Origin of the sequence: Nitrospira tepida (assembly GCF_947241125.1) — a bacterium.
Classification (GTDB): domain Bacteria; phylum Nitrospirota; class Nitrospiria; order Nitrospirales; family Nitrospiraceae; genus Nitrospira_G; species Nitrospira_G tepida.
The window spans coordinates 3,859,297-3,879,695 of the sequence record NZ_OX365700.1 but is presented as its reverse complement, the minus strand read 5'-3'; the positions used below and the strand labels follow the sequence as shown (position 1 = coordinate 3,879,695).

Sequence of the window (20,399 nt, the reverse complement as noted above, 5' to 3'; positions counted from 1 at the left end):
GACAGCTAGGGCTTCCGTCGCCCTTGTGAAAGAAGGCGATCGTAATCCCCGTGCGAGCCGATCCAGTACCACACGATCTCATCCCCTTCCAAGATTCCCACCGCTCGATAGTCCTGGCTGATCCGGACAGAATAGATTGGCTGTGTAGGATGGACGGGCTTGAAACGAAGACTGGGATGATTCGGATTCTGGCGGAAGATGCGATAGGCCCGGCGCGCTTGACGCTGAATCTCAGTCGGCAGGCCGGCAAGTAGTTTTCTGAACTGCGCAGTGGTGTGCGAGATCACAACTTGGCCGGATCGAGCTTCTCGGTCCGCCCGGCACGGTGCTCTGCCACCGCTTGCTCGGCAAGCTCAGCCAGCAGATCGTGCGACCCGGCAAAAAGCTCTTCCCAGCGCCGTTCAGAAGACAGTTCGTCGAGCAAGATGCGACCCAGCGTATCCTGCTCATTCTCAGGGAGCTTCGATGCTTCCTCAAACGCTTTTTGAAGCAGCTTTGTCAACTCAACCTCCAGAACAAAAGTGTATCAAAAATCACTCCGGGAATCGACCTGCGACGAGGCTTGAGGGACCTAACCCCTTTACTTGATTTTGATCGGGCCAGACTCTGGTTCCTGCGCCTGCGGGCAAGATCCGAAGCGCGGCGTAGCGAGTAGGGGTAGGAGAGTGAGAGTCCTGTCGAGGAACCATGCGGGCGCTGTGCCCCCGTACAGATTGAAGTTACCCCCGTTTTTTGGACAGGTCGTGAAGCCAAGAAATTATGGTAGAACGACCGTCGCAAAAACCGGGAGACACCTATGGCCCCAAAACGGAAGACCCATTCGGAGGAGTTCAACGCGCGGGTGGCAGTGGAGGCGATCAAGGGGGTGCGGACCCTGAGTGAATTGAGTGCCGTCCATGGTGTGCACCCGACGGTGATTGCCCATTGGAAGCGACAGTTGCTAGACGGGGCGCCGGAGGTGTTCCGGCGAGGTCTGGCGGGCACGGGGCGTAGCGAGGAGGTGGTGACGGCCCCGCTGTACCAGGAGATCGGCCGCCTGAAGATGGAGCTGGAGTGGCTGCGAAAAAAGCTCTGAGCGTGCCGCGGGAGACCCGCCGCGGATGGATCCACGCCGACCCGGGTGCCGTGTCGATCGTGCAGCAGTGTGTGGTGGCGGGCCTGGCGCGCTCGACCTACTACTACGAGCCAGTGCCCGAACGGGCCGAGAATCTGACGTTGATGCGGCTGATCGATGAACTGTACTTGCAACGGCCGTTTTACGGAGTGCCCCGGATGACCTGTCAAGGGTCACCCAAATTTCCCCAGTTATGGTCATCGAAAACTCCCCACCCTGGTTACGTGGTCGTGGCGGCTTCTTCGACGCGCACCAAACCGGCTTTAAGTTTCTCCTTGAGCCGGTACGAATGACCACGGATATTGATGGTGATGGCGTGGTGCAGGACCCGATCCAGGATCGCGGTCGCCAGCACCCGGTCCCCGAAGACCTCCCCCCAGGCCCCGAAACTCTGGTTACTGGTGAGAATCATCGGCCCCTTCTCGTAGCGACGCGAGATGAGTTGGAAAAACAAGTTGGCCCCGGTGCGGTCAATGGGCAGATAGCCGATCTCATCGATGATCAGTAACCGCGGGATCGTGTAGAGCTTCAGCTTGTCCTCCAGCCGATTCTCCGTCAGGGCTCGAGTCAGTGTGGCGATCATGGCGGCGGCCGTCGTGAACAACACCCGATAGCCTCGCTCGATCGCTTTGAGCCCCAGCCCGATGGCCAGGTGGCTTTTGCCGACCCCGGGCGGCCCCAAGATCACGAGATTCTCGCCGTGCTCGATGAAGTGGCAGGTGGCCACTTGCTGGATCTGCTTCTTATCCAGCGACGGCTGGTAGGCGAAGTCGAAGACCTCCAGACTCTTCACAAACGGAAACCGCGCGAGACTGGTGCGCATCGTAATGTTCTTCTCCGCTTTGGCGGTCACTTCTTCACTGAGGACCTGATCGAGGAAGTCCGCATACGACAGGTCCTTGGCCGCCGCCTCCTGTAAGAGGGCGTCGAGCCGCTCGCGGCTCTTCAGGAGCCGCAGCCGCGTCAGCTGTTCACGGAGCCGTTCCAGTTGCGCCGGGTTCATGGCTGCACCTCGTGCGCCGCCGCGCTCCCGCACACCGCCTCGTAGCACGCCAGATCCCGCACTTCGACCTCCGGGACCGCACCGGGGTGAGTGGCCAGTTCGCTCAGGGTTGACCGGCGCTGGCGCGCAATGCGGGCACTGGCGCCGGGGCCGTGCTCCGGCAGAATGCGGAATTGGTGGCGGCCGGGTAACACGGGATGGGTGGCCACCTCGCGGTCGCGATGGAAGATATGGATGGTGTCGCCCCGCCGTTGCGCCTCAACCCGTTGCCCAATCAGGCGGAAGGGCACGGAATACCGATTCGTGTCGAAGCTGACCAGATAGTCTTCAGCCACGATCCGCGAGACCCGCGCCTCCTGCTGGAAGCCGCGCTGGCCCGCCAGTGGCACGAGGTGCTCGCGTTCTCGCTCAAACCGCGCGATCGGTCGCTCATGAGTCGTGCCGTGCAGGCGCTGGTCGGCGATCGTCACGTTCCATTCGTCGAGCTGGGCCTGGAAGTCCACCACGTCGACAAACGTCCGCCCGGGCAGAAAGTTCCGCTTCACATACTTCACGCCCGATTCCACTTTGCCTTTGGTCTGCGCCCGGTAGGGCCGACACACGCGGGGCTCAAAGCCCCAATAGTCGGCAAAGGCTTTGAACGTGGGATTCCAGAGGCGTCGGCCGGTCTCATCCGCATAGCACACGGTGCGCGGACGATCATAGAGATGCTCGCGGGTGTGCCCGCCGAAATGGGCAAAGGCCCGTTCATGGGCCTCCAGAAATTGCGCCAGGCGCTCATCGGCACACGCGTGATAGAAGCCGCGGCGACTGAACCCTAAGGTGAGCACGAACACGTGCACCACGACGGGACCGGTGCGGAAGGGCACGGTGGCCTGGCCCCAATCAATCTGACTTTGCTGCCCCGGCGGGGTCTCAAAGCGGAGGAGGGCCCGCTCCGCTTGCAGCTGGACCTCGCGCAGCGGCGCCACACACCGCTTCACCGTCTCATAACTGCCGGTGTAGCTCCGGCTCGCCCGCAGTTCCTGGTAGAGAATCCGCGCCGAGTACCCCACCTGCGGGGCGCGGGTCCGCACAAAGTCGGCATGGGCGGTGAGCAGCGTCTCCGCCACCGCTGCCCGGCGATAGGGGTGCCACGTCGTCTGCCGCAGACTGCGCCGGACCGTCTTGCGATCCAGATCCAACCGCCGCCCAATCGCTGAAATGGACACCCGCTCCTCGTGAAACAACCGTCGAATCTCCGCCCATCGCTCCTGATCCACCATGCATGCCTCCCCAGATTGGTCCCCCTGGGCACGCATGATCGCCGACGCTCCCGTCTCGTCAAGTCCCATCTCCCTCCTCCTTCAGTTAGGAGGGTGGGGAAAATTCAATGACCACACCTGGGGATTATTGGATGACCGCTGACACGTGAAGTACGAGGAGATCTACCTGCGGGACTACGCCGACGGAGCCGAGGCCTGGGCCGGGTTGCAGCGGTATTTTCTGTTCTACAACACCGAACGACGGCACCAGAGCTTGGGCCGACGGACCCCGGCCGAGGTGCATTTTGGCTGAGTCGAGGGGGCTACTCCGGTATGGACCGACAGGCGATCGCCCCGTATAACCGATCCTGGAGCGAAGTGTTGAAATGCCCCTGCACCCAAACCACGCATTGACGGTTTGTGGCCCGCGCCTCTGGGGAAACAGGAGTCAGAAGAACTCTAAAAGAAAGGAGGGAAGGAGGGAAAGATCCATTAGCTTAATTCAGATGAAAACCTGTCCAAACAATGGGGGGAAGCTCAGATACCCCATTTGATTTTCCGCATGAACCCAAACGCTGTGCGTCAGCGGGCGGTCGCCACCGAAGGGCCAACACGCCCGGAACAACCAAGCAGTGTTGTAAGAGAACAAAAGCAACGAGCAACCAACAACCTGGCGACCGCTCCGCTGCACGCACTCGTTAGACGCTGGCGGTCGGCCTTCGCCAACAGAGCGATCGTTTATTCGTCGTCACACTCATTGCCTTGATGACTGCTTCATTGTCGAAACCCGGCAACTTCTGCAGTCTTTCTAGCAGTTGCTTTTCCCCGGTGGCTCCTTGCGGGATGACACAGCCACCATCCGAGCCGTGGAGAACCCAAAAGACATCCGGCAAAAAGGGACCTTCATCAGTGTTGACGACCTCGACACACTGCAAGTCATCCCACGTGACACGCTCGACCCTTTGGTCAGGCCGCGAGCACGAAACGCCCGTATCAGAGACCTCGACGATAAACAAACTCTCCGGCATGAGCTGCGGCGGTTCTTGGGTTCCGTGTGATGAGGCCTTATACCTGTTAAGTAAATCAGCGAGATCCTCATGCTTGAGCCCATAGGAGTCCGGAATTGCAGCTTCGAACCCCACTAGCTCGGTATTGAATGATCTCAACCTTGGAGACCGCTGGTAGGAATCAACAAAGTTGAACATCACCATTTTGTTGGTGAAGACCTTGCCAACACCAAAACCCGTTACATCCTCCCAACGAATTGTGTGTGAGCGAAATAGTGAGCACATCGTGAATCCATCGGGGGTCAGGAGAAGATATGAAGCCTTTGGAAGCATGCAAATCAGCGAAACAGACAAGCAAAGCCCGAAGAACACAATGCCCATCCAGCCCATGATTTCTCCGGATCGGACCATCCAAATCCCGATCAAAACAAATGCAAGTGAGCAGAGCGCGACCCCAAGCCATTTGGTGGGCTTTGGTCTTAGCATGATGGGCATGTCTGTCTGCATTGGATGGTGCCTAACGTCGTGCTGTGCGGCCGGCCATTTCCGACGGCCGTTGATGACATGCGACGCTTCCGGCCGGTCCACACCAGCTACGGGTTATCTGCCGTTTGTTCATGGCGCTTGCGGTGGGGGAAGATTTGGAAGCGGTCCCCGCCATTGAATGTACTCGCGACCCTTTGGCGATACCTCAATTAGTTCGCCCCGAAAGAAGATTAGGTTGTGACTTTCGAGCACTGAGAGAATCGTGCGCCTTTGCTCCGCCGAAGGAATAAGCGGTTGCCAGAATGTGTCAAAGGCGCCGACCGTCGTTGGAGCTGGCAACGAAGCCAGCCAATCGAGGACGCGTTGGGTCCCCAAGACTAGGAAGTAGTTCAAGTAGCGGTATTCCCAGAAATAGGCCCTAGCGCGTTCTGCCAACATGGCCTGCTGCAGCAACTCGAGTGCTTCGGGAGGAACCGAGACTCCCGCCGGGAGCTCAGGTGGTGTGGGGTTCGGGATCTTTTCGTTCCCAGACTTTGCGCTATTACGCTCTGCGCTCGTAGGGAGTTGCGGCGAATATGCACCATACCATATTGAGGGTCAGGTCTTGCTATGTGCATTGCCGACTGCCAGCGGACTCACGACCCGACTGATCGTTAAATAGTGCAAGCTTACGGCGGGACCGATCTCGGGCAAACTGTACCCTGTTCCAAATCGGCCCCTGCGAATCGCCTCATTGCCTTACGTGCGGCTGCCCCCTGCGTTTCTCGCGTCATTCAGCACATCCGCTTCGGCTCGATGCATTATTGCAAGACCTGACCCTCATCTGAGGAAATATGTTCGTAGAAGACCACGTAGGGAAAGCGGCGTACCAATGCGCGACGATACTTCTTGTGAACAAGCGCATGTATCTTGGGCGTGCGGCGTATTGCTTCAATACAGGCATCGAGGGAGCTTAGAAATTCCTCTCCCAGACCAGGCCGTCGGTCCTCGTACCAAGCGTAGGCTTCTGCCAAGTCCTGCACCGCCTCCGGCGCAACGATCAACTCAGCGGGCACCGAGGCTTCGAACCTTCCGTTTGACTTCTTCCCATGTGAGCCCGGAAGCCGGGTGTTTCATGAGGTTCGCCTTTCGCCGAGCCAGCTCTTCTTTCTGCCAGTCATAAACCGGGACTGCCTCGGGAGTTGAGGCAAGGTCATCCCATAGGTCTTCCACGAGTTGGAGTTTCTCGGATGGGCTCAGATCAAAAATCGAAGAAGGGGTTGGCTTCATCCGCAGTCCTCCTATGGGGAAGGTCAATCATGGTGAGGATGGGATTGTCCGTAGCTTCTACCGGGGTTGTCAAGCTGGGCGTCACGCTGCGGCAACGTCTTAGGTCGAAAATCACGAGATCAGGCGCCCTTGTAGATTGTCACGGTCATTTCAAGACCTCCAGGCGCAGGTCGTCGAAGTAGGTCACGGCGTCGGATTTCGTCCAGAGCCCGATCCGCCCCGACGCAAAGGTTCGATCGCAGAGGTCAAAGACTGGGGCTTCGTCGTAGAACACTTGAATGCGGCAGCCTTGGCTGACCACCCGCAAGGTATGCCACTGCTTCACGTCAATGATCCGGTCAACGTTCTTCAACATCTGTCGGACTCCCTTGACGACCCGATAGATGCGGATGTTCTGTTCAAGCGGGTTCGCGCGAGTCAAATAGTAGTGTCGATCATCGGCCGCCCGCCAGATGAGCCCGCCGCCCATATCCGCCTTTCCTTCCAGAGCCAAAAAGGAAACGGACAGGTCGAGATCTGCGGCCTCGGTTCCTGCAACGAGGACGACCTTATACGCATGTTCCGCGCCTTTCCCTTGCAACTGGCCAAGCACGTGCGGAGGACTCTTGGCCTTGTCCGTGGCCAGCACCTGCCATTCCCCTGCGGTCCGCCCATCGAACAGGGTGCCGACCTCGAAGTTGCGAGGGGGCGCGTTGGACGGATCAGTATCAAAACCCCAGGATTGCGAGGCCGGTGTCCCTGACGACACGCTGTAGAGGACGAACATCGCCAACGAGAGGCCGCCGATCTGAATGAGCCAGAGCCATCGCGTGGAACCGATAGGAGGCATCCTGCCTGTGTTCATCGCCACGTCACCTCCTCCCAGTAGATGTGGACGAAGGTGTCAAAGGGAGGAAAATTCTGCGGGTTCTGTTCTTTCGACCGCACCCAGAGGTCGATTTCCATCCCGGCCGGATCGGTCTCACCACCGGGGAGGGTGCGCGTGACCGGGTAGTGGACTGCATGGGTCTGGGGATCGCGGGACCGTTCCATCACCATGAAATGCGCGTCGTAGTCCTTGTAGAGGACCTGGTCGTTCTTGTGCATGGTCGCGGTGCCCCATCCGGCGAGGTACAGCCAGGTTTTCGGATACAGGGGATCGCCGTTGTTCGAATCGCCATGCTCGTACAGTCTGGTCGCAATGCCTCCATCTTGGAACGGCGCCTTGGCAGCGAAGCGGTCGAAGACGATCCGGTACTGATCAGCGCCCTCGGCAAACTCCGCGACCACCAGGCCGCTGTTCGTAACTTCGTTCACCTTAATCTCGATCGTGCCCTGCACCGGAGTCAGACGCTTGCCGGCATAATCCAGATGATCCCAGGGCGACTGGTCCTGCATGTTGCCGACCAGCGTGGCGCGGTTGCCCGTGAGTCGAAAGGCCCCGCTGTAGAACGGGTGCTCCGTGGCTTTGAAGATCCTCGTGCCTTCATCACCCTTCGGCGTCCCAAACCGAGGCTCTCCCGTGATGCCGGAACCCGTAAGCGCCAGACCCAGTGCCGTGCATAAGGCCGCCACCCAGCCAGCGTATCGAATGTCTTGCCACATGGCGCCCCTCCTTTCCTGGTGGGGTCATGGTTCCAAGAGCCGCAATCATGATGAGCTTCTGAATCCGGGCACGCAATGGTGCCTCCTGAAGAGAACGCAAGGGGTCTGCCCAGTGTCGCTGCCGTGCACGGCCGCGTATTCAGTGATGGAATATAACCTTATGCGAAGGAGGCGATGATGAAGGTACTCGGTAACGTGCCCGGCACGCCGGCGGGCGGCTATCATGTCGTGGCGGACATCTCGGCGACCAACACCGTCCAGGCCAAGCCGGACGACAATGCGATGGATATCGCCATCGCGATGGTGAGCGATGGGTCGCGAGGCCTGCCGGTCGTGGGGGAGGATTATGAGTTTCTCGGGTTCATCAGCGAGGGCGACGTGATCCGGGCCTTGGAAGCCGGCGTCGATTTGAACCGGGCGAAGGCCCGCGACATTATGAACACGGCCTTCGTCGGCGTGGAAGAGAATACGCCGCTGGCCAGTGTGTCGCGTCTGTTCGAAATGGGCTTCCAATTGCTCCCGGTCGTCCAGGACGGCAAGGTGGTGCGGTCGATCACGCGCCACGATGTGCTGCGGGCCCGATTGGGCCTCGGTCCGACCATCGACGAAAAATAGCGGAGTCGGGCCGCTCCCTTGCGGCCATGGCAGCCTCCCGGTACAGTGTATGCAGCCTCCGGAGATCTAGGCTGCGGCACGATGTCGCCGCATCTTGGGCCTCCGAGGCCCATGCGATGACTGTACGAGGAGGCTCTGTGATCGCCCGCAACAAACTGCTCATCGGCCTGGTGGCCTGGTACGTGCTGCTGTCGGCCTGGATGGCCTACTCACCGGTGGACCGGGAATTTTGGGCCCTGGCCAGCATTCTCCCGGCCGTCTTCGTGCTGGGTCTGATCGCGGCCTATCGCTACCTGCCGCTGTCACCCCTGTCCTATGTGCTGATCACCGGGTTTCTGACCTTGCACTCGATCGGCGTCCATTACACCTATGCTCAGACGCCGGTCGGCGCCTGGTTGGAACAGGCGCTGCACCTCGGGCGCAACCATTTCGACCGCGTCGTTCATTTTAGTTTCGGGTTCCTCCTGGCCTATCCGATGGAAGAGGCGTTTCGCCTGCTCGGCCATGCGCGCGGCTGGGTCCTGTATTATCTGCCGGTGACCACGGTGCTCGGGTTGAGCGGATTGTGGGAGATCATCGAGTCCTGGGTCGCCCGGGCCGTGCATCCCGAGCTCGGCATCACCTATCTGGGTTCCCAGGGGGACATGTGGGACGCGCAAAGAGATATGGCCGCGGCCTTCTACGGATCGCTCCTCTGCATGGCGCTGTTGCTGGCGGTTCGCATCGTCCGCCGTCTGCGGGCCGATGCCTCAGCCAAAGGAGGCATCTTGCCTCTGCTCGATCCGAGCGATGAGACCGAGGCAAACAGTGCCATCGCCCAGCGTTCATCCTGATCGAATGGCTCGCGTCCTAGCCAGCGGGCACGAGCCGGCCGAACGGACTCTGCCGCGCCTCTTGCTTGCCGCCTACCTGTTGTTATGGGGTTGGCTGGCGATCGCGCCGATCGACCGGCAGGATTGGCTCCTCGAAAATCTCCTGGCAGTGACGCTCGTCGCGATTCTCGTCCTGACCTACCGGCGTTTCCAGTTTTCCACTTTCTCCTATGTGCTGATCGCTCTGTTCATGGTGCTGCATGCGATCGGGGCGCACTATACCTACGCCAAGGTGCCGGCGGGGTTTTGGCTGCAAGACACCTTTGGCTTGAGCCGCAATCCCTTCGACCGCATCGTCCACTTTGCATACGGTCTCCTGCTCGTCCTGCCCATCAGGGAGTTGCTCATGCGGCTTGCGGGCATACGGGGCTTTTGGTCCTACTATCTCCCGATCAGCGCCGTGCTCGCGCAGAGCGGCTTCTTCGAAGTGGTGGAGGCGGTCGTGGCCTCGATCGTGAGCCCCGAGCTTGGCTCCGCCTACCTCGGCACACAGGGCGACGAGTGGGATGCGCAGAAGGACATGACCGCGGCCTTCACCGGCGCACTGTTGATGACGGGGGTAGCGGCCGTCTTCCTGCCGAATGGCGTATTTCTTGATGGACGTTCGCGGCATGCGGGCGATGCACCGGCTCGAAAGTGAGAGGGACGTACTGCCTCTGGGGCCTCTTCTGTCTTGAGTCATGCTTGAGCGTTCAGTAAGATCCATGGCCGATGAAATTTTCGCGCAAACCGGGTGAGCCGATTTATCTGCGCAAGCACATGGTGGCCTTGGTGTTGGCCCTGCTCGCCACGATCGTGCTCCCGCGTTTATATGAAGTCTTTGTCGGCCCGCTCAGCTTCACGGGCCGATTTCTCTCGGGCATGGTCATCGCCGTCGGCGCCGGCATCGGGCTGTATTTCCTATTCAGATCCTCCGCCCAGAACCAGCCATGAGGCCTGATGGTCCAGATGAATGGTTCCCCGCCGGGGAACCATTCTGGAACAAGAGCCTCTCTGCTGACGCTTCATCGGCAGACTGAGGCTACAGATCGTACCTTCGGTTTGAGAATGGCCCCAGAAAAAGGTCAATCGGGCTTCTCGGCCATACGTTTGAGCCGTGCCAGTTCGTTCCTTTGCATTATCATCTCCCCTTGCCGCGCGTGTTCAGCCGAGAAATCAGCTTTCATGATCGAATCAAAAGCTTTTCTTGTTCTTTCCTGGTAACTCTTCAGCGTGATACGAACGATGCGTGCATGTTGGCTGATCTCACGGGCGAGACAGACCGTATTAGGGCAAGAGGGCGGGACGCGGCGTTCTACATATCGTTTAGTAATCCATAGGGCTAAATCCAAAAGTTGCAGTCCTGGCGAATTTGTGGAAGGAGAAACATCGATGGGGCTTTTATAGGCAGAATTCTTCTCCCTTGTGAAGGTCTCTAGGAACAGCGATCGTTTTTGTTTCCATCGTAAGTTCTTCATCATTTCAAAGGTCCATTCTATGGACTTTCCGAACTGGCTCTGCTCGTCGTGAATCAGTTTTATTTGAAAGGCGTTTTTCTCATTAGCGAAATCTCTCAGCTCGTCAATGAGTGACATAAATGTAACCAGATTAGGCGAATCTAGGTCGTCTCTTCCGACTACTAGCACCGCATCCGGGTATCGTATGGCCCAGGAAAGTGCATCTGAGAGTAGGTCTCTGGCTCGAGCGTCCCTCACCTTTTCCACTACCCTTGCCTGCAACCGTTCAAGTACCTTTTTGAATTGACCGTGATCGAGCTTTTCGTACGCGTTCCAGAAAGTTACTCTATCGCCGTAGGTTATGAGAGGGATTAGACTCAATTCCAGGAAGGCTCGCAGGGGTGAGACGTAATGGAGATGGGAGACGCCTTTGTTATGGTAACTGTCCAGGAGGGTGTCGGCTAATTTAGTAGCAGCGAGGTGGCACTTGTCCAACATTGTAAAAACATATTCGCATTCATGGCTGCCGAGGAAAGTTTGTAGCCGGGGCGCGATTTGCTCGATCCCTTCCAACCCTAGACTGCTTCCATGAAGCTCCTTTACTCCTGAAAAACGACATAATTCATCAACGAAAGTCCTGGCTTCTGCATGAAGATCGTAGGTTGAGACTATTGTCCCTGTCCAAAATGAAGGCTGGGAAGCATCGAATAGATTGAACCCGGTATTTCCTGTTTCATCAGCGTATGCGTGTAGGACATCGACTCTATTTGCTTTTCTGAGTTTCATAACACTGGTTAGTCTATTGCAGTGTTCTTGTGGAGCCAACCGGGTGCCAACACGCCATGACGCACCCTGACCCATGATGAGATACCGCATCAGGAATCTCCTGCTTTTCCTTCTGCTGGGTTTTCTGGGAGCGATTCGGTAGGACTCTTTGTCAGGGGGCGTAGACACGACCCCATAGCGAGAACGGCCTATTGAGAGGAATTGGCTCCGCTATCCAGCGACTCTGCTCATCTTCCTAGCATGTCTCGTCAGCACTCTCCCACGCTGTCGGCCACGAGGGGCTTTGCGAACCGTGACTTCCACGTCTTGGCCGAGCAGCGAAAGGAAGTGCACCAGGCGTTCGATGAATAATCCGGCCATCCGGCTGGCCAGCAATTTGGACACCTCGGCTTGGTCAAGCCCCAACTGAGCCGCAGCTTCAACTTGTTTCCATCCCCGCCCTTTGATTATCTCTTGGAGCGCTAGCAGCAGACTGCCTTTCAGAAGCGGCCCATCTTGGGTCTTCCCCAGCCTGGCCGAAACGGAGTATACAGTGCCCGCTTGGCTGTAGATCTTTCGCCACCAGGAGCAGCGCATGGCACGAACGCCTATTTTCGACCGCTTCACCCGTCTGCTGACAGCCGCGCTTCTTTCGAAGCCGCCTGGACGTTCGGATACGGACACCATCGAGCTGCTGTCGCATCTGTCCAACAGGCAGGCCCGGCAGATCATCAGCCGGCGCGAATTTCTCCATCGTGCCGGGCTCGCGGGGGCGGCGGCCGTGGGTCTCCTCTCCGGAGCCTCCGGCATCGCTCGGGCGGCGCGCCCGTCTGGCTCCTCGCTCGACGTGGGCATTGTCGGGGCCGGGCTCGCCGGCTTGGCCTGTGCCGATGCTCTGAAACAGCGCGGCGTCCGGGCCTCGCTCTATGAAGCGGCGGCGCGGGCTGGCGGTCGCTGCTGGTCGTTGAGGAATGTGCTTCCCGGCCAAGTGGCGGAACGGGGAGGGGAATTGATCGACAATCTCCACAAGACCATGCTCGGCTATGCGCAACGATTCGGGCTTGCCAAGGAGAACGTCGCGAAGGAGCCGGGCGAGGTCTTCTATCATTTTGGAGGCCAACGATACGCCGAGGCAGTGGTCGTCGAAGAGTTCCGCGAATTTGTCGCGGTGATGCGGACCGACCTCAATCGGCTCTCCCGAGAGGTCACGGCCGAGACCCATACGCCGCAGGATGTGCAGCTCGACCGCACGAGCCTGCTGGCCTACCTCGACGGCCAGAATGGAGCAGGGGTGCCCGCCGGCCCCGTGGCGAAGGCCGCGATCGTCGCAGCCTATGAGGCCGAATACGGGCTCGCGGCGGATGAGCAAAGCTGCCTGAACTTTCTCCTGTTCATCCATGCCGACCGGAGAGCGCATTTCAGGCCCTTCGGCGTCTTCAGCGACGAACGCTATCACCTGATCGACGGGAACGATCGCATCGTGGAGGGATTGGCGGGAGAACTCCCCGGACAAATCGAGTACGGCAGCGAACTCGTGCGCGTGCGGCGCACCGCGGCCGGGCGGATTGAACTGACGCTCAGCCAGGGGACGCGGACGATCGTCAAGACGCACGATGTCGTCGTGCTCACGCTGCCGTTCACGATCTTGCGGGAGGTCGAGCTGGATGCGAGCCTTGGTCTGTCGGCCGAGAAGCTGAACGCGATCCGGCAACTGGGCTACGGGACGAACGCCAAAATGATGGTCGGGTTCTCAACCCGGCTCTGGAGGACGCTCGGCAGCAACGGCACGTCCTATTCCGATCTACCGAATCATCAGCTCACCTGGGAGACGAACCCGACCCTCGGCACGGCAACCCGCGGCATCCTCACTGATTATTCGAGTGGCGCGCGCGGGGCTCGTCTGAACCAAAATGACCTCCAGACCGAAGTCGCGCGATTTCTCGGAGATCTGAACGTGGTGTATCCCGGCGCGCTGGGAGCCGCCACGAAAATCGGTACGGACTATCTGGCGCATCTGGAGCATTGGCCTTCGAACCCGTTGTCGAAGGGCAGCTATACCTGCTACAGGCCCGGGCAGTTCACAACGATCGCAGGCCTTGAGGGAACGCCGGCCGGCAATCTGTTCTTCGCCGGCGAGCACGCGAATTCATTCTACGAGTGGCAAGGCTTCATGGAAGGCGCGGCACTCTCCGGCATTCAAGCCGCACAGGACATCCTTACCGCGGCGCGAGTCGGCTAGGCGGCGGCGTCAGCATCCGTGGCCGCCGCCCTCGACGGCGCATAGAAGCAGGGCTCCGGCCGGTTGACCAGGCATTCGCGCGCAAACTCGATGAGGTGGTGGCTCACGACCGCGCTGTGGACAAACTCCTCAAAACGTCCTCTTCCAAGCGTCCGCCAGGCCATCTCCCAAAAGGCGTGGCGATAGGCACCCAGGATGCCGATGCGCCAGAAGATGCGCGCGAAGATGCCAAGCCCTCGCCGGATACTGTGCGGGGCGAGGCGGCGAGGGTCCGTGGGATAACGGAGGCGACGACGGAACGTGTGCCGCTGCTGGTGGGCGTACCGAGCGTAAAGCGCATTGGGTTCGTAGGCGGTTTCGATGCAGCGCCGCCACATGCCGAGGACGGTGTCGTGGGGGAGCAGGAAGTCCACATTGGAGCCCCGTCCTACCTCGGGGCGGAGGCGGCCCGCGCCCTGCAGGCGGGTCCAGAGCGGCGTTTTCGGCAGCGCATAGAGCAGGTTGATCGTCAGGATCGGGATCTGCGAGGCATGGATGAACTCGAGAACGCGGTCGGCTGTATCGTGCGTATCCGTGTCGAGTCCGATGATGATCCCGGAGACGACCTCCATCCCGTAGTGGTTGATGGTTTCGACCGCATCAAGAATCGGCAGGCGCAGGTTCTGCGACTTGGACATCGCCTTGAGCGCCTCGGCCTCCGGGGTCTCGATGCCACAAAACACGGTGACGAAACCGGCCTCGCGCATGAGGTCGAGGAGGGGATCATGCTTGGCGATGTTGAGCGTGGCCTCGCAGGCGATCCGGAGCGGATAGCGATGGTGTTTCTGCCAGGCGACCAGGTGCGGGAGCAGGTGTCGCGCAGCTTTCGGGTTGGCAATAAAGTTGTCATCGACGAAGTAGACCGACTCGGCGCCGCCCTCCCGCAGCCGATCCAGCTCGGCGATGATCTGCTCGGGCGTCTTCAACCGGGCGACGCGTCCATAGAGCGAAGGGATATCGCAGAACTCGCAGGTATAGGGGCATCCGCTGGAGAATTGGATGCTCGCAAGGAAGTACTCGGGAAGCGAGATGAGTTCGTACGCCGGCATCGGGAACTCGGCCAGTGGGAGGCGCTTGTCGGTCGTGAGGATGTGCTGGTGCGCGGGCCGGCCGCCGAGCCCGTCCAGCAGCGCGATGAGCCGATCGGTCGCATCTCCGATCTCCCCGACGTGGACGAAATCGACGTCCGGGTACAGCTCGGGGGCACTGGAGACGGACGGGCCGCCGAGTGCCACCGGGCGGCCGCAGGCGTGCGCCCGGCGGACAATCTCGTCGATGAAGGGCCGCTGCACGTGCATGCCTGAGACGAACACCGCGTCCGCCCAGCGAAAGTCGTCGTCGGTGGCCGCCCGGGCGTTCTCATCTATGAACCGGACTCGCCAGGATTCAGGCAGATAGGCGGCGATCAGCAACAATCCTTGCGGCGGCATGAAGGCCCGGACGCCTCCGAGCAAGGCATAGGCATGGTGGAAGGTTCCGAAGGACGGCGCATAGCGCGGAAAGATGCAGAGGATATGGCGGATGGTCGATGGAGCGTACGGCGTTCTCATACTCACAGTGGATTCTTCTTTCGACACTATACTCGTTGGCTGAGGAGACGCCAGCAATTTCTCCTGATCATTCTGTTCCACGCATCTTGCATGCCGCGAGGACGGCGAAATTCGGACCGGAGGCACTGGTTGTAGCGAGAACCTGCGACCATCGGTGACCGGACAGGCTGTCCATGAGGGACAAGCTGTTCATCGTTCCAAATTCAGCCGGAAAACGGCTGCTTCCAAGGCTCGCGACGTTGCACCGAGACAACTCTTCCCCGCATACCTGATCGCGCCCGGTTAGTCGGCGCAACTATCTTCCCAATAACACGAGCATTCTTCTCGCGGGTCCGATGGTCTGTGCCTTGCGTCCGCAGGAGAGGAGAAGCCTATCGAACCTGGTACCATCCCTAGTTCGGGGTGTGCCTGAGAAAGGAAAGGAGGACTGAATGACACGGGAGCTGCTGATGACCATGATGCTTTCCGGTCTCGTGCTCGAAGGGGCGGCGCCGTCGGCATTCGCCGCCACTCGAGATGCTGGAGAGACCGACGAGTCAGTGCAAGAGTTCGATGCACAAGTCACATTAGGCGGCGCCCAATATTTCGTGGAAGGCTCCATCGCCACGATCGAGGACCGCTACTATTTTGTGAGAAAAAAGGATACGGGCGAGCAGATCAGATTGATCGTCAACCGAGATACGAACCTGGATTGTGCCGGAATGCCCAACCCGCGATCGGGCAAGGCCGCGAAAGCGGACCGGATGGCGAGCGAGCGCACGACTCCCAAAGAGCAAGCGCCCGAGGCCAGTCAACAGCAACTGCGACAGGGACAACGGGAGGACGAGACGGCCAGAGGGTCCGGGTTTCAAGTCGGGTCTTGCGACTTTCGAGTTGGGGATCAGGTGAAGGCGGAGGTCGATGACAATGGGAAGGTGACCACGTTGAAGTACTTGGCCGGCCAACCTCCGGCTGCAGCGAGGGCGACCGGTCCGAGCGCCGGCACAGGACAACTGGCGATGCCCGGAGAACAGGACAAACCCGCTGTGTTGGACATGACGGGCGGGCAAGGCTATCCGCCCAAGGAGTACGCGGTGGTCCCGCTGCGCCGCGGCAAGCTCAAGTCCGACGAGGGCAATACCCTGATTCAAAAGCCTGTCACCAACCTCCGAGGCGAACGGGTGGGAACCCTGGATAATCTGCTCGTGGACACTGCCACGGGCAAGATTGAATACGCAGTCATCCTCCTCGCTCACAGCGACCATCACCTTCATCCCATACCCTGGACGGCTGTAAAGGTCGCGCGCGACGCCACAGGACAGGAGCGGATGGTGGTCAATACCGACCAGTACAAGATTCATCCGGACGTCTCCATGACGGACGTGATGGATCTCTCGCCGGCGGTCGAAACTCTGGTACAGAACATGGAGACGCTGCGAGCGGACGAGCAGAAGCGAGCCAAGCAACGGCCGATCGAGCGGTCCACCGGCCCGCTGGGAGAGCAGGAGACCGGGGGAGCGGGGCCAAGCGGCGATCATGGCGAGCCACCACCCGCACCCTCTCCCAGCTTTGAGAATGAGCAGAACAAGCTCGACTGACAAGAGCGTCGGCCGCTAGCCGATGCAAGCCTGGAGGGAGGCCCGTGGGCGTGTCTCCCTTTCGGGCTGACCGTGCCGAGCCGGTGATCCCTGCCAATCCACTCCACTGAAACTGGCTCCTGCCACGACCACCCAAGTTCTTCCCGTCCTCCGCCAACATCGAAATTCGCGTCACCGAGTATAATAGTCCCCATGCAACTCGCTCGGCTGGTCGAAGCCGTGGCCAAGGTGCGCGCGACGGCCAAAAAGACCGAAAAGATCGCTCTGCTGGCAGAGTGCCTCCGGCAGGCTTCACCCGAGGGCGAGGAGACGGAACTAGCCGCCCTCTATCTCGCCGGGTTGTTGCGTCAGGGGAAGATCGGAATCGGCTGGCGCGTGATCGAGCAGGCCTTGACCGTCGCCCAGACCGAAGCCGATCTGATTCCGCGGGACGAGGCGCCGCTCACCCTCGCCGAGGTGGACCGGGCTTTCGTGGCTATCGCGGCGGAGAGCGGCGCCGGATCGTCGGAGCGTCGTGTCCGGTCATTGCGGCAACTCTTCCAGCGGGCGACGGGTGACGAGCGCCGGTTCTTGACGCAATTACTGATCGGCGAATTGCGTCAAGGTGCCTTGGAAGGATTGCTGCTCGAAGCCGTCGCCAAGGCGGCCACGTTGCCGCCCAGCGATGTCCGGCAGGCCGCGGCCTTTGCCGGCCACATCGGCGAGGTGGCGCGGGCCGCATTGACCGAAGGTCAGGCCGGCCTCGATCGCTTCACGTTGCGATTGCTGGTTCCGGTCGCCCCGATGCTGGCCAACAGCGTGGAGGACGTGCCGGAAGCCTTGGCGCGGCTCGGAGAGGCGGCGTTTGAATACAAGCTGGATGGGGCGCGCATCCAGGTGCACAAGAGCGGCCCAGAGGTGCGGGTGTTCACCCGCCAGCTTCAAGATGTGACGGATCGTGTGCCAGAGATTGTGGAGGCCGTACAGGGTCTGCCGGCGCGCGACCTCGTCTTGGAGGGGGAGGCTATCGCGCTCCGGCCGGACGGCAGGCCCAGGCCGTTTCAGATCACGATGCGACGGTTGGGTCGCATCAAGGATGTGGCGGCGCTGCGTCAGGAGATTCTGCTCTCGTCGTTTTTCTTCGACTGTCTTTACCTCGATGGGGAAGGCCCCCTGCTGACGGTGCCGTATCGACAACGGATGAATCTTCTCGCGCGGGTGGCGCCCGCGTCGTCGCTGTTGCCGAGGCTCGTGACCGGCCAGCCCAAGGAGGCCGAACGCTTTCTCCGCCGGGCCTTGGAGGCGGGGCACGAGGGGGTGATGGCCAAATCGTTGACGGCGCCCTATGTCAGCGGGCAGCGTGGATTTCACTGGCTCAAGCTCAAGGCGGCGGTCACGCTCGATCTCGTCATCCTGGCAGCGGAATGGGGGCACGGGCGCCGCCAGGGCTGGCTCTCCAATCTCCATCTGGGCGCGCGCGATCCCCGGAGCGGACAGTTCGTGATGTTGGGCAAGACCTTCAAGGGTTTGACCGATGACATGCTGCAATGGCAAACGGAGAAGCTGCTGGCCCTCGAAACCCACCGCGACGAGTGGACGGTCCATGTGAAGCCTGAGTTGGTGTCGGAGATCGCCTTCAATGAGATTCAGGAGTCGCCGCGCTATCCCGCCGGCCTGGCGCTGCGCTTCGCGCGGGTGATTCGCTATCGGCCGGACAAGCCGGCCGTAGAAGCGGACACGATTCAGACGGTGATCGAACTGTACGAGCGACAACGCGCGTAGCGGCGACTTCGACTCTTCGTTGCGCCGGATCCGACGGACAGAGTAGAGTGGGTGTCTTGTCTCTTCGTCAATGCTCACCGGGATGCGTGGATTGGGATGCATCGGCTGCATGAAGAGGTCGCGCCATGACGATGTTGTGCCTCATGCTCTTCGCGCTCTTCCTCGTCGTTCCTTCGCCGGCCTGGTCCGTCCCTGAGACATGGCGGCATCCCGTGTCCTCCGTCCGCACCCTGACGGGCGATGAGTTGCTGCGGATCGGACAACTCCATGACGCGCAGGATCATTTCCAGGAAGCGTTGAACTATTACCAACTGGCCTTGTCGGCGTATCGTCAGGCGGAGCAGAAGGGCGGCCAGGCGGCCGCGTTGGTGAAGATGGCCGGTGTTCAGGAACGGCGGGAACAGGTGCGCGAGGCTTATACCTCGTTACAGGAGGCAACAAAACTGTTGGGGACCAAGGGGGCCCTTCGTGTGCGCGCCGATGCCGCCTTGGCCACCGGACGGTTGGCGGCCCGACTCGGGCATGACAGAGAAGCCGAGCAATCTCTTATGGAGGCCGTCACGCTGCATGATCGTCTTCAGGACTCAAATGGACGCCACGTGGCGGTCGTGCAACTGGCTCTGTTGCGGGTGCAGGAGGGTCGTGTGGAAGAAGGGCTGGCCATGCTGGAGCGGGAACGGGGGGAGGCGCAGGCCCGCCAGGCCGGTGGCCATGAGGCGAACGTGCTGCTCGCGCTGGGCGACATCCATTGGTTGATGGGGCGGTACGAGGAGGCGCAACGGACCTATGCGGAAAGTCTCCGCCTCACCGAGGCAGAGCGAAACGGAATGCGGGAAGCGAAGCTCCGGCTCAGGCTGGCCCAGTCGGCCGGCGAGCTGGGCCGTATCGAAGAGGGTATTGAGTTCGGACGGCAGGCCTCCTCCCTCTACCAGGTCATGCGCAAGAATGCGGGCGAGGCGGCCGCGCTGGCGGCGCTGGCCGAGCTGTATCGCCAAGCCGGCAAAGACCGGGAGGCGGAAGAGGCCGGGTTGAACGCGAGGCGGCTCTATCGGAGCCGGCAGATCCAGGTGCATGGTCAGGGGTAGAGCGCGCTGCCGGCAGGCTGCAAATCGGTCGTATGCAGTTCAAAGGAGGTTCCCGGGATGAGCAGTGACAGAGCAGAGAATTGGCAACGACTGATGGGTCTGATGTTCAAGGCCCATCCCTGGCATGGAGTCCCCATCGGGGAGAAAGCACCCGAGGTCGTGACGGCCTACATCGAAATCGTGCCGACCGATACGGTGAAATATGAGGTGGACAAGGCCAGCGGCTTCCTCAAGGTGGATCGGCCGCAGCGGTTCTCGAATTTCTGCCCGGTCTATTACGGGCTTGTGCCCCAGACTTTTTGCGGGGAGCGGGTGGCCGAGCTTTTTGCGAAGCGCGCCAAGCGCAAGCAGATGATCGGGGACGGAGACCCTCTCGACATCTGCGTCCTCACGGAAAAGACCATTCCCCATAGCGACATTCTCCTGACGGCCCTGCCGATCGGCGGCCTCAGCATGGCGGACGGGGGAGAAGCCGACGACAAGATCATCGCGGTGATGAAGGAAGATGCGGTCTATGGCGGGTATACCGACATCGCGGATTGTCCGCTGACCTTGATCGATCGCCTTCAGCATTATTTCCTGACCTACAAGAGCGCGCCGGGGACGACGCAACATAAGGTGGAGATCACCAGCGTCTACGGCCGTGAGGAGGCGCTCAACGTCATTCGAGCCAGCCACGAGGACTATCGCGAGAAATTCCCCGAGTTGGAAACCTTCTGGTCGAAAGGTGCCGCGAAATAGAATACGAACGGG

23 protein-coding genes and 1 pseudogene are annotated in these 20,399 nt (G+C 60.4%); 12 read left to right on the top strand and 12 right to left on the bottom strand.

The window, feature by feature from the left end; genetic code table 11:
* Positions 1-5: 5 nt before the first annotated feature.
* Both QWI75_RS22930 and QWI75_RS18395 read right to left on the bottom strand, forming a co-directional pair.
* Positions 6-287, bottom strand: coding sequence for a type II toxin-antitoxin system RelE family toxin (locus tag QWI75_RS22930; RefSeq protein WP_370693590.1), 282 nt, complete (start codon positions 285-287; stop codon positions 6-8).
* Positions 284-502: a hypothetical protein gene (locus tag QWI75_RS18395; protein WP_289270514.1), complete on the bottom strand. Its 219-nt coding sequence runs from the start codon at positions 500-502 to the stop codon at positions 284-286. Before QWI75_RS18395 ends, QWI75_RS22930 begins: the two co-directional genes overlap by 4 nt.
* Positions 503-796: 294 nt before the next feature.
* On the opposite strand from QWI75_RS18395, the gene QWI75_RS18390 reads away from it, so the two are divergent.
* Entirely contained in the window at positions 797-1,075 is a 279-nt protein-coding gene (locus tag QWI75_RS18390) for a transposase (protein ID WP_289270512.1), read from the top strand.
* Positions 1,054-1,407 carry a hypothetical protein gene (locus tag QWI75_RS18385; RefSeq protein WP_289270510.1) on the top strand — a complete coding sequence of 118 codons (354 nt, stop codon included), beginning with the start codon at positions 1,054-1,056 and terminating at the stop codon, positions 1,405-1,407. The genes QWI75_RS18390 and QWI75_RS18385 overlap by 22 nt, the downstream gene beginning before the upstream one ends.
* On the opposite strand, the gene istB is transcribed toward QWI75_RS18385, so the two are convergent.
* Positions 1,335-2,117: an IS21-like element helper ATPase IstB gene (istB, locus tag QWI75_RS18380; protein ID WP_289266911.1), complete on the bottom strand. Its 783-nt coding sequence runs from the start codon at positions 2,115-2,117 to the stop codon at positions 1,335-1,337. The two genes, QWI75_RS18385 and istB, sit on opposite strands and share 73 nt — an antisense overlap.
* Positions 2,114-3,451 carry an IS21 family transposase gene (gene istA / locus QWI75_RS18375; protein WP_289266912.1) on the bottom strand — a complete coding sequence of 446 codons (1,338 nt, stop codon included), beginning with the start codon at positions 3,449-3,451 and terminating at the stop codon, positions 2,114-2,116. The genes istB and istA overlap by 4 nt, the downstream gene beginning before the upstream one ends.
* A 76-nt stretch (positions 3,452-3,527) precedes the next feature.
* On the opposite strand from istA, the pseudogene QWI75_RS18370 reads away from it, so the two are divergent.
* Positions 3,528-3,674: pseudogene (locus QWI75_RS18370) on the top strand (integrase core domain-containing protein); the annotation flags it as partial.
* 385 nt (positions 3,675-4,059) lie between these two features.
* Here QWI75_RS18370 and QWI75_RS18365 read toward each other — a convergent pair.
* From QWI75_RS18365 to QWI75_RS18355, 5 genes are all read right to left on the bottom strand, one after another.
* The gene (locus QWI75_RS18365) at positions 4,060-4,863 is read right to left on the bottom strand and encodes an STM3941 family protein (protein WP_289270507.1); all 804 of its coding nucleotides are present in this window, start codon (positions 4,861-4,863) and stop codon (positions 4,060-4,062) included.
* A gap of 791 nt (positions 4,864-5,654) precedes the next feature.
* Entirely contained in the window at positions 5,655-5,909 is a 255-nt protein-coding gene (locus tag QWI75_RS22925; protein WP_370693589.1) for a type II toxin-antitoxin system RelE/ParE family toxin, read from the bottom strand.
* Positions 5,899-6,123, bottom strand: a complete 225-nt coding sequence (locus QWI75_RS22920; RefSeq protein ID WP_370693588.1) for an addiction module protein — start codon at positions 6,121-6,123, stop codon at positions 5,899-5,901. Before QWI75_RS22920 ends, QWI75_RS22925 begins: the two co-directional genes overlap by 11 nt.
* A gap of 145 nt (positions 6,124-6,268) precedes the next feature.
* Complete coding sequence (locus tag QWI75_RS18360) at positions 6,269-6,973, bottom strand: hypothetical protein (protein ID WP_289270505.1); 705 nt, start codon at positions 6,971-6,973, stop codon at positions 6,269-6,271.
* Positions 6,964-7,707, bottom strand: coding sequence for a hypothetical protein (locus QWI75_RS18355; protein ID WP_289270504.1), 744 nt, complete (start codon positions 7,705-7,707; stop codon positions 6,964-6,966). The genes QWI75_RS18360 and QWI75_RS18355 overlap by 10 nt, the downstream gene beginning before the upstream one ends.
* Positions 7,708-7,881: 174 nt before the next feature.
* Between QWI75_RS18355 and QWI75_RS18350 the strand changes: the two genes are divergently transcribed.
* The 4 genes from QWI75_RS18350 (at position 7,882) to QWI75_RS18335 (ending at position 10,127) form a co-directional block, all read left to right on the top strand.
* Positions 7,882-8,322, top strand: coding sequence for a CBS domain-containing protein (locus tag QWI75_RS18350; protein WP_289270502.1), 441 nt, complete (start codon positions 7,882-7,884; stop codon positions 8,320-8,322).
* A 137-nt stretch (positions 8,323-8,459) separates the two neighbouring features.
* Positions 8,460-9,155 (top strand): DUF2238 domain-containing protein, encoded by a 696-nt coding sequence (locus tag QWI75_RS18345; protein ID WP_289270499.1) that lies wholly within the window; start codon positions 8,460-8,462, stop codon positions 9,153-9,155.
* Between the two features lie 4 nt (positions 9,156-9,159).
* Positions 9,160-9,834, top strand: a complete 675-nt coding sequence (locus QWI75_RS18340; RefSeq protein WP_289270498.1) for a DUF2238 domain-containing protein — start codon at positions 9,160-9,162, stop codon at positions 9,832-9,834.
* A 71-nt stretch (positions 9,835-9,905) separates the two neighbouring features.
* Positions 9,906-10,127, top strand: a complete 222-nt coding sequence (locus tag QWI75_RS18335; RefSeq protein ID WP_289270496.1) for a hypothetical protein — start codon at positions 9,906-9,908, stop codon at positions 10,125-10,127.
* 131 nt (positions 10,128-10,258) lie between these two features.
* Here the strand turns inward: QWI75_RS18335 and QWI75_RS18330 are convergent, their stop codons facing one another.
* Together QWI75_RS18330 and QWI75_RS22915 are read right to left on the bottom strand one after the other, a co-directional pair.
* On the bottom strand, positions 10,259-11,506 hold the full coding sequence (locus QWI75_RS18330; RefSeq protein WP_289270494.1) for a DUF3800 domain-containing protein: 1,248 nt from the start codon (positions 11,504-11,506) through the stop codon (positions 10,259-10,261).
* Positions 11,507-11,626: 120 nt separating this feature from the next.
* The gene (locus QWI75_RS22915; protein ID WP_370693587.1) at positions 11,627-11,992 is read right to left on the bottom strand and encodes a helix-turn-helix domain-containing protein; all 366 of its coding nucleotides are present in this window, start codon (positions 11,990-11,992) and stop codon (positions 11,627-11,629) included.
* Between QWI75_RS22915 and QWI75_RS18325 the strand changes: the two genes are divergently transcribed.
* Entirely contained in the window at positions 11,991-13,634 is a 1,644-nt protein-coding gene (locus QWI75_RS18325; protein WP_289270493.1) for a flavin monoamine oxidase family protein, read from the top strand. The two genes, QWI75_RS22915 and QWI75_RS18325, sit on opposite strands and share 2 nt — an antisense overlap.
* Here the strand turns inward: QWI75_RS18325 and QWI75_RS18320 are convergent.
* On the bottom strand, positions 13,631-15,223 hold the full coding sequence (locus QWI75_RS18320; protein ID WP_289270491.1) for a B12-binding domain-containing radical SAM protein: 1,593 nt from the start codon (positions 15,221-15,223) through the stop codon (positions 13,631-13,633). The two genes, QWI75_RS18325 and QWI75_RS18320, sit on opposite strands and share 4 nt — an antisense overlap.
* 431 nt (positions 15,224-15,654) lie before the next feature.
* Here QWI75_RS18320 and QWI75_RS18315 point away from each other — a divergent pair, with 431 nt between their 5' ends.
* The 4 genes from QWI75_RS18315 to QWI75_RS18300 all read left to right on the top strand — a co-directional run bounded on the left by QWI75_RS18315 (position 15,655) and on the right by QWI75_RS18300 (position 20,387).
* Positions 15,655-16,800, top strand: a complete 1,146-nt coding sequence (locus QWI75_RS18315) for a PRC-barrel domain-containing protein (RefSeq protein WP_289270489.1) — start codon at positions 15,655-15,657, stop codon at positions 16,798-16,800.
* 192 nt (positions 16,801-16,992) lie between these two features.
* Complete coding sequence (locus tag QWI75_RS18310; RefSeq protein ID WP_289270487.1) at positions 16,993-18,561, top strand: ATP-dependent DNA ligase; 1,569 nt, start codon at positions 16,993-16,995, stop codon at positions 18,559-18,561.
* Positions 18,562-18,686: 125 nt separating this feature from the next.
* Positions 18,687-19,646 carry a tetratricopeptide repeat protein gene (locus QWI75_RS18305; protein WP_289270485.1) on the top strand — a complete coding sequence of 320 codons (960 nt, stop codon included), beginning with the start codon at positions 18,687-18,689 and terminating at the stop codon, positions 19,644-19,646.
* Between the two features lie 57 nt (positions 19,647-19,703).
* Entirely contained in the window at positions 19,704-20,387 is a 684-nt protein-coding gene (locus tag QWI75_RS18300; RefSeq protein ID WP_289270483.1) for an inorganic pyrophosphatase, read from the top strand.
* Positions 20,388-20,399 lie beyond the last annotated feature (12 nt).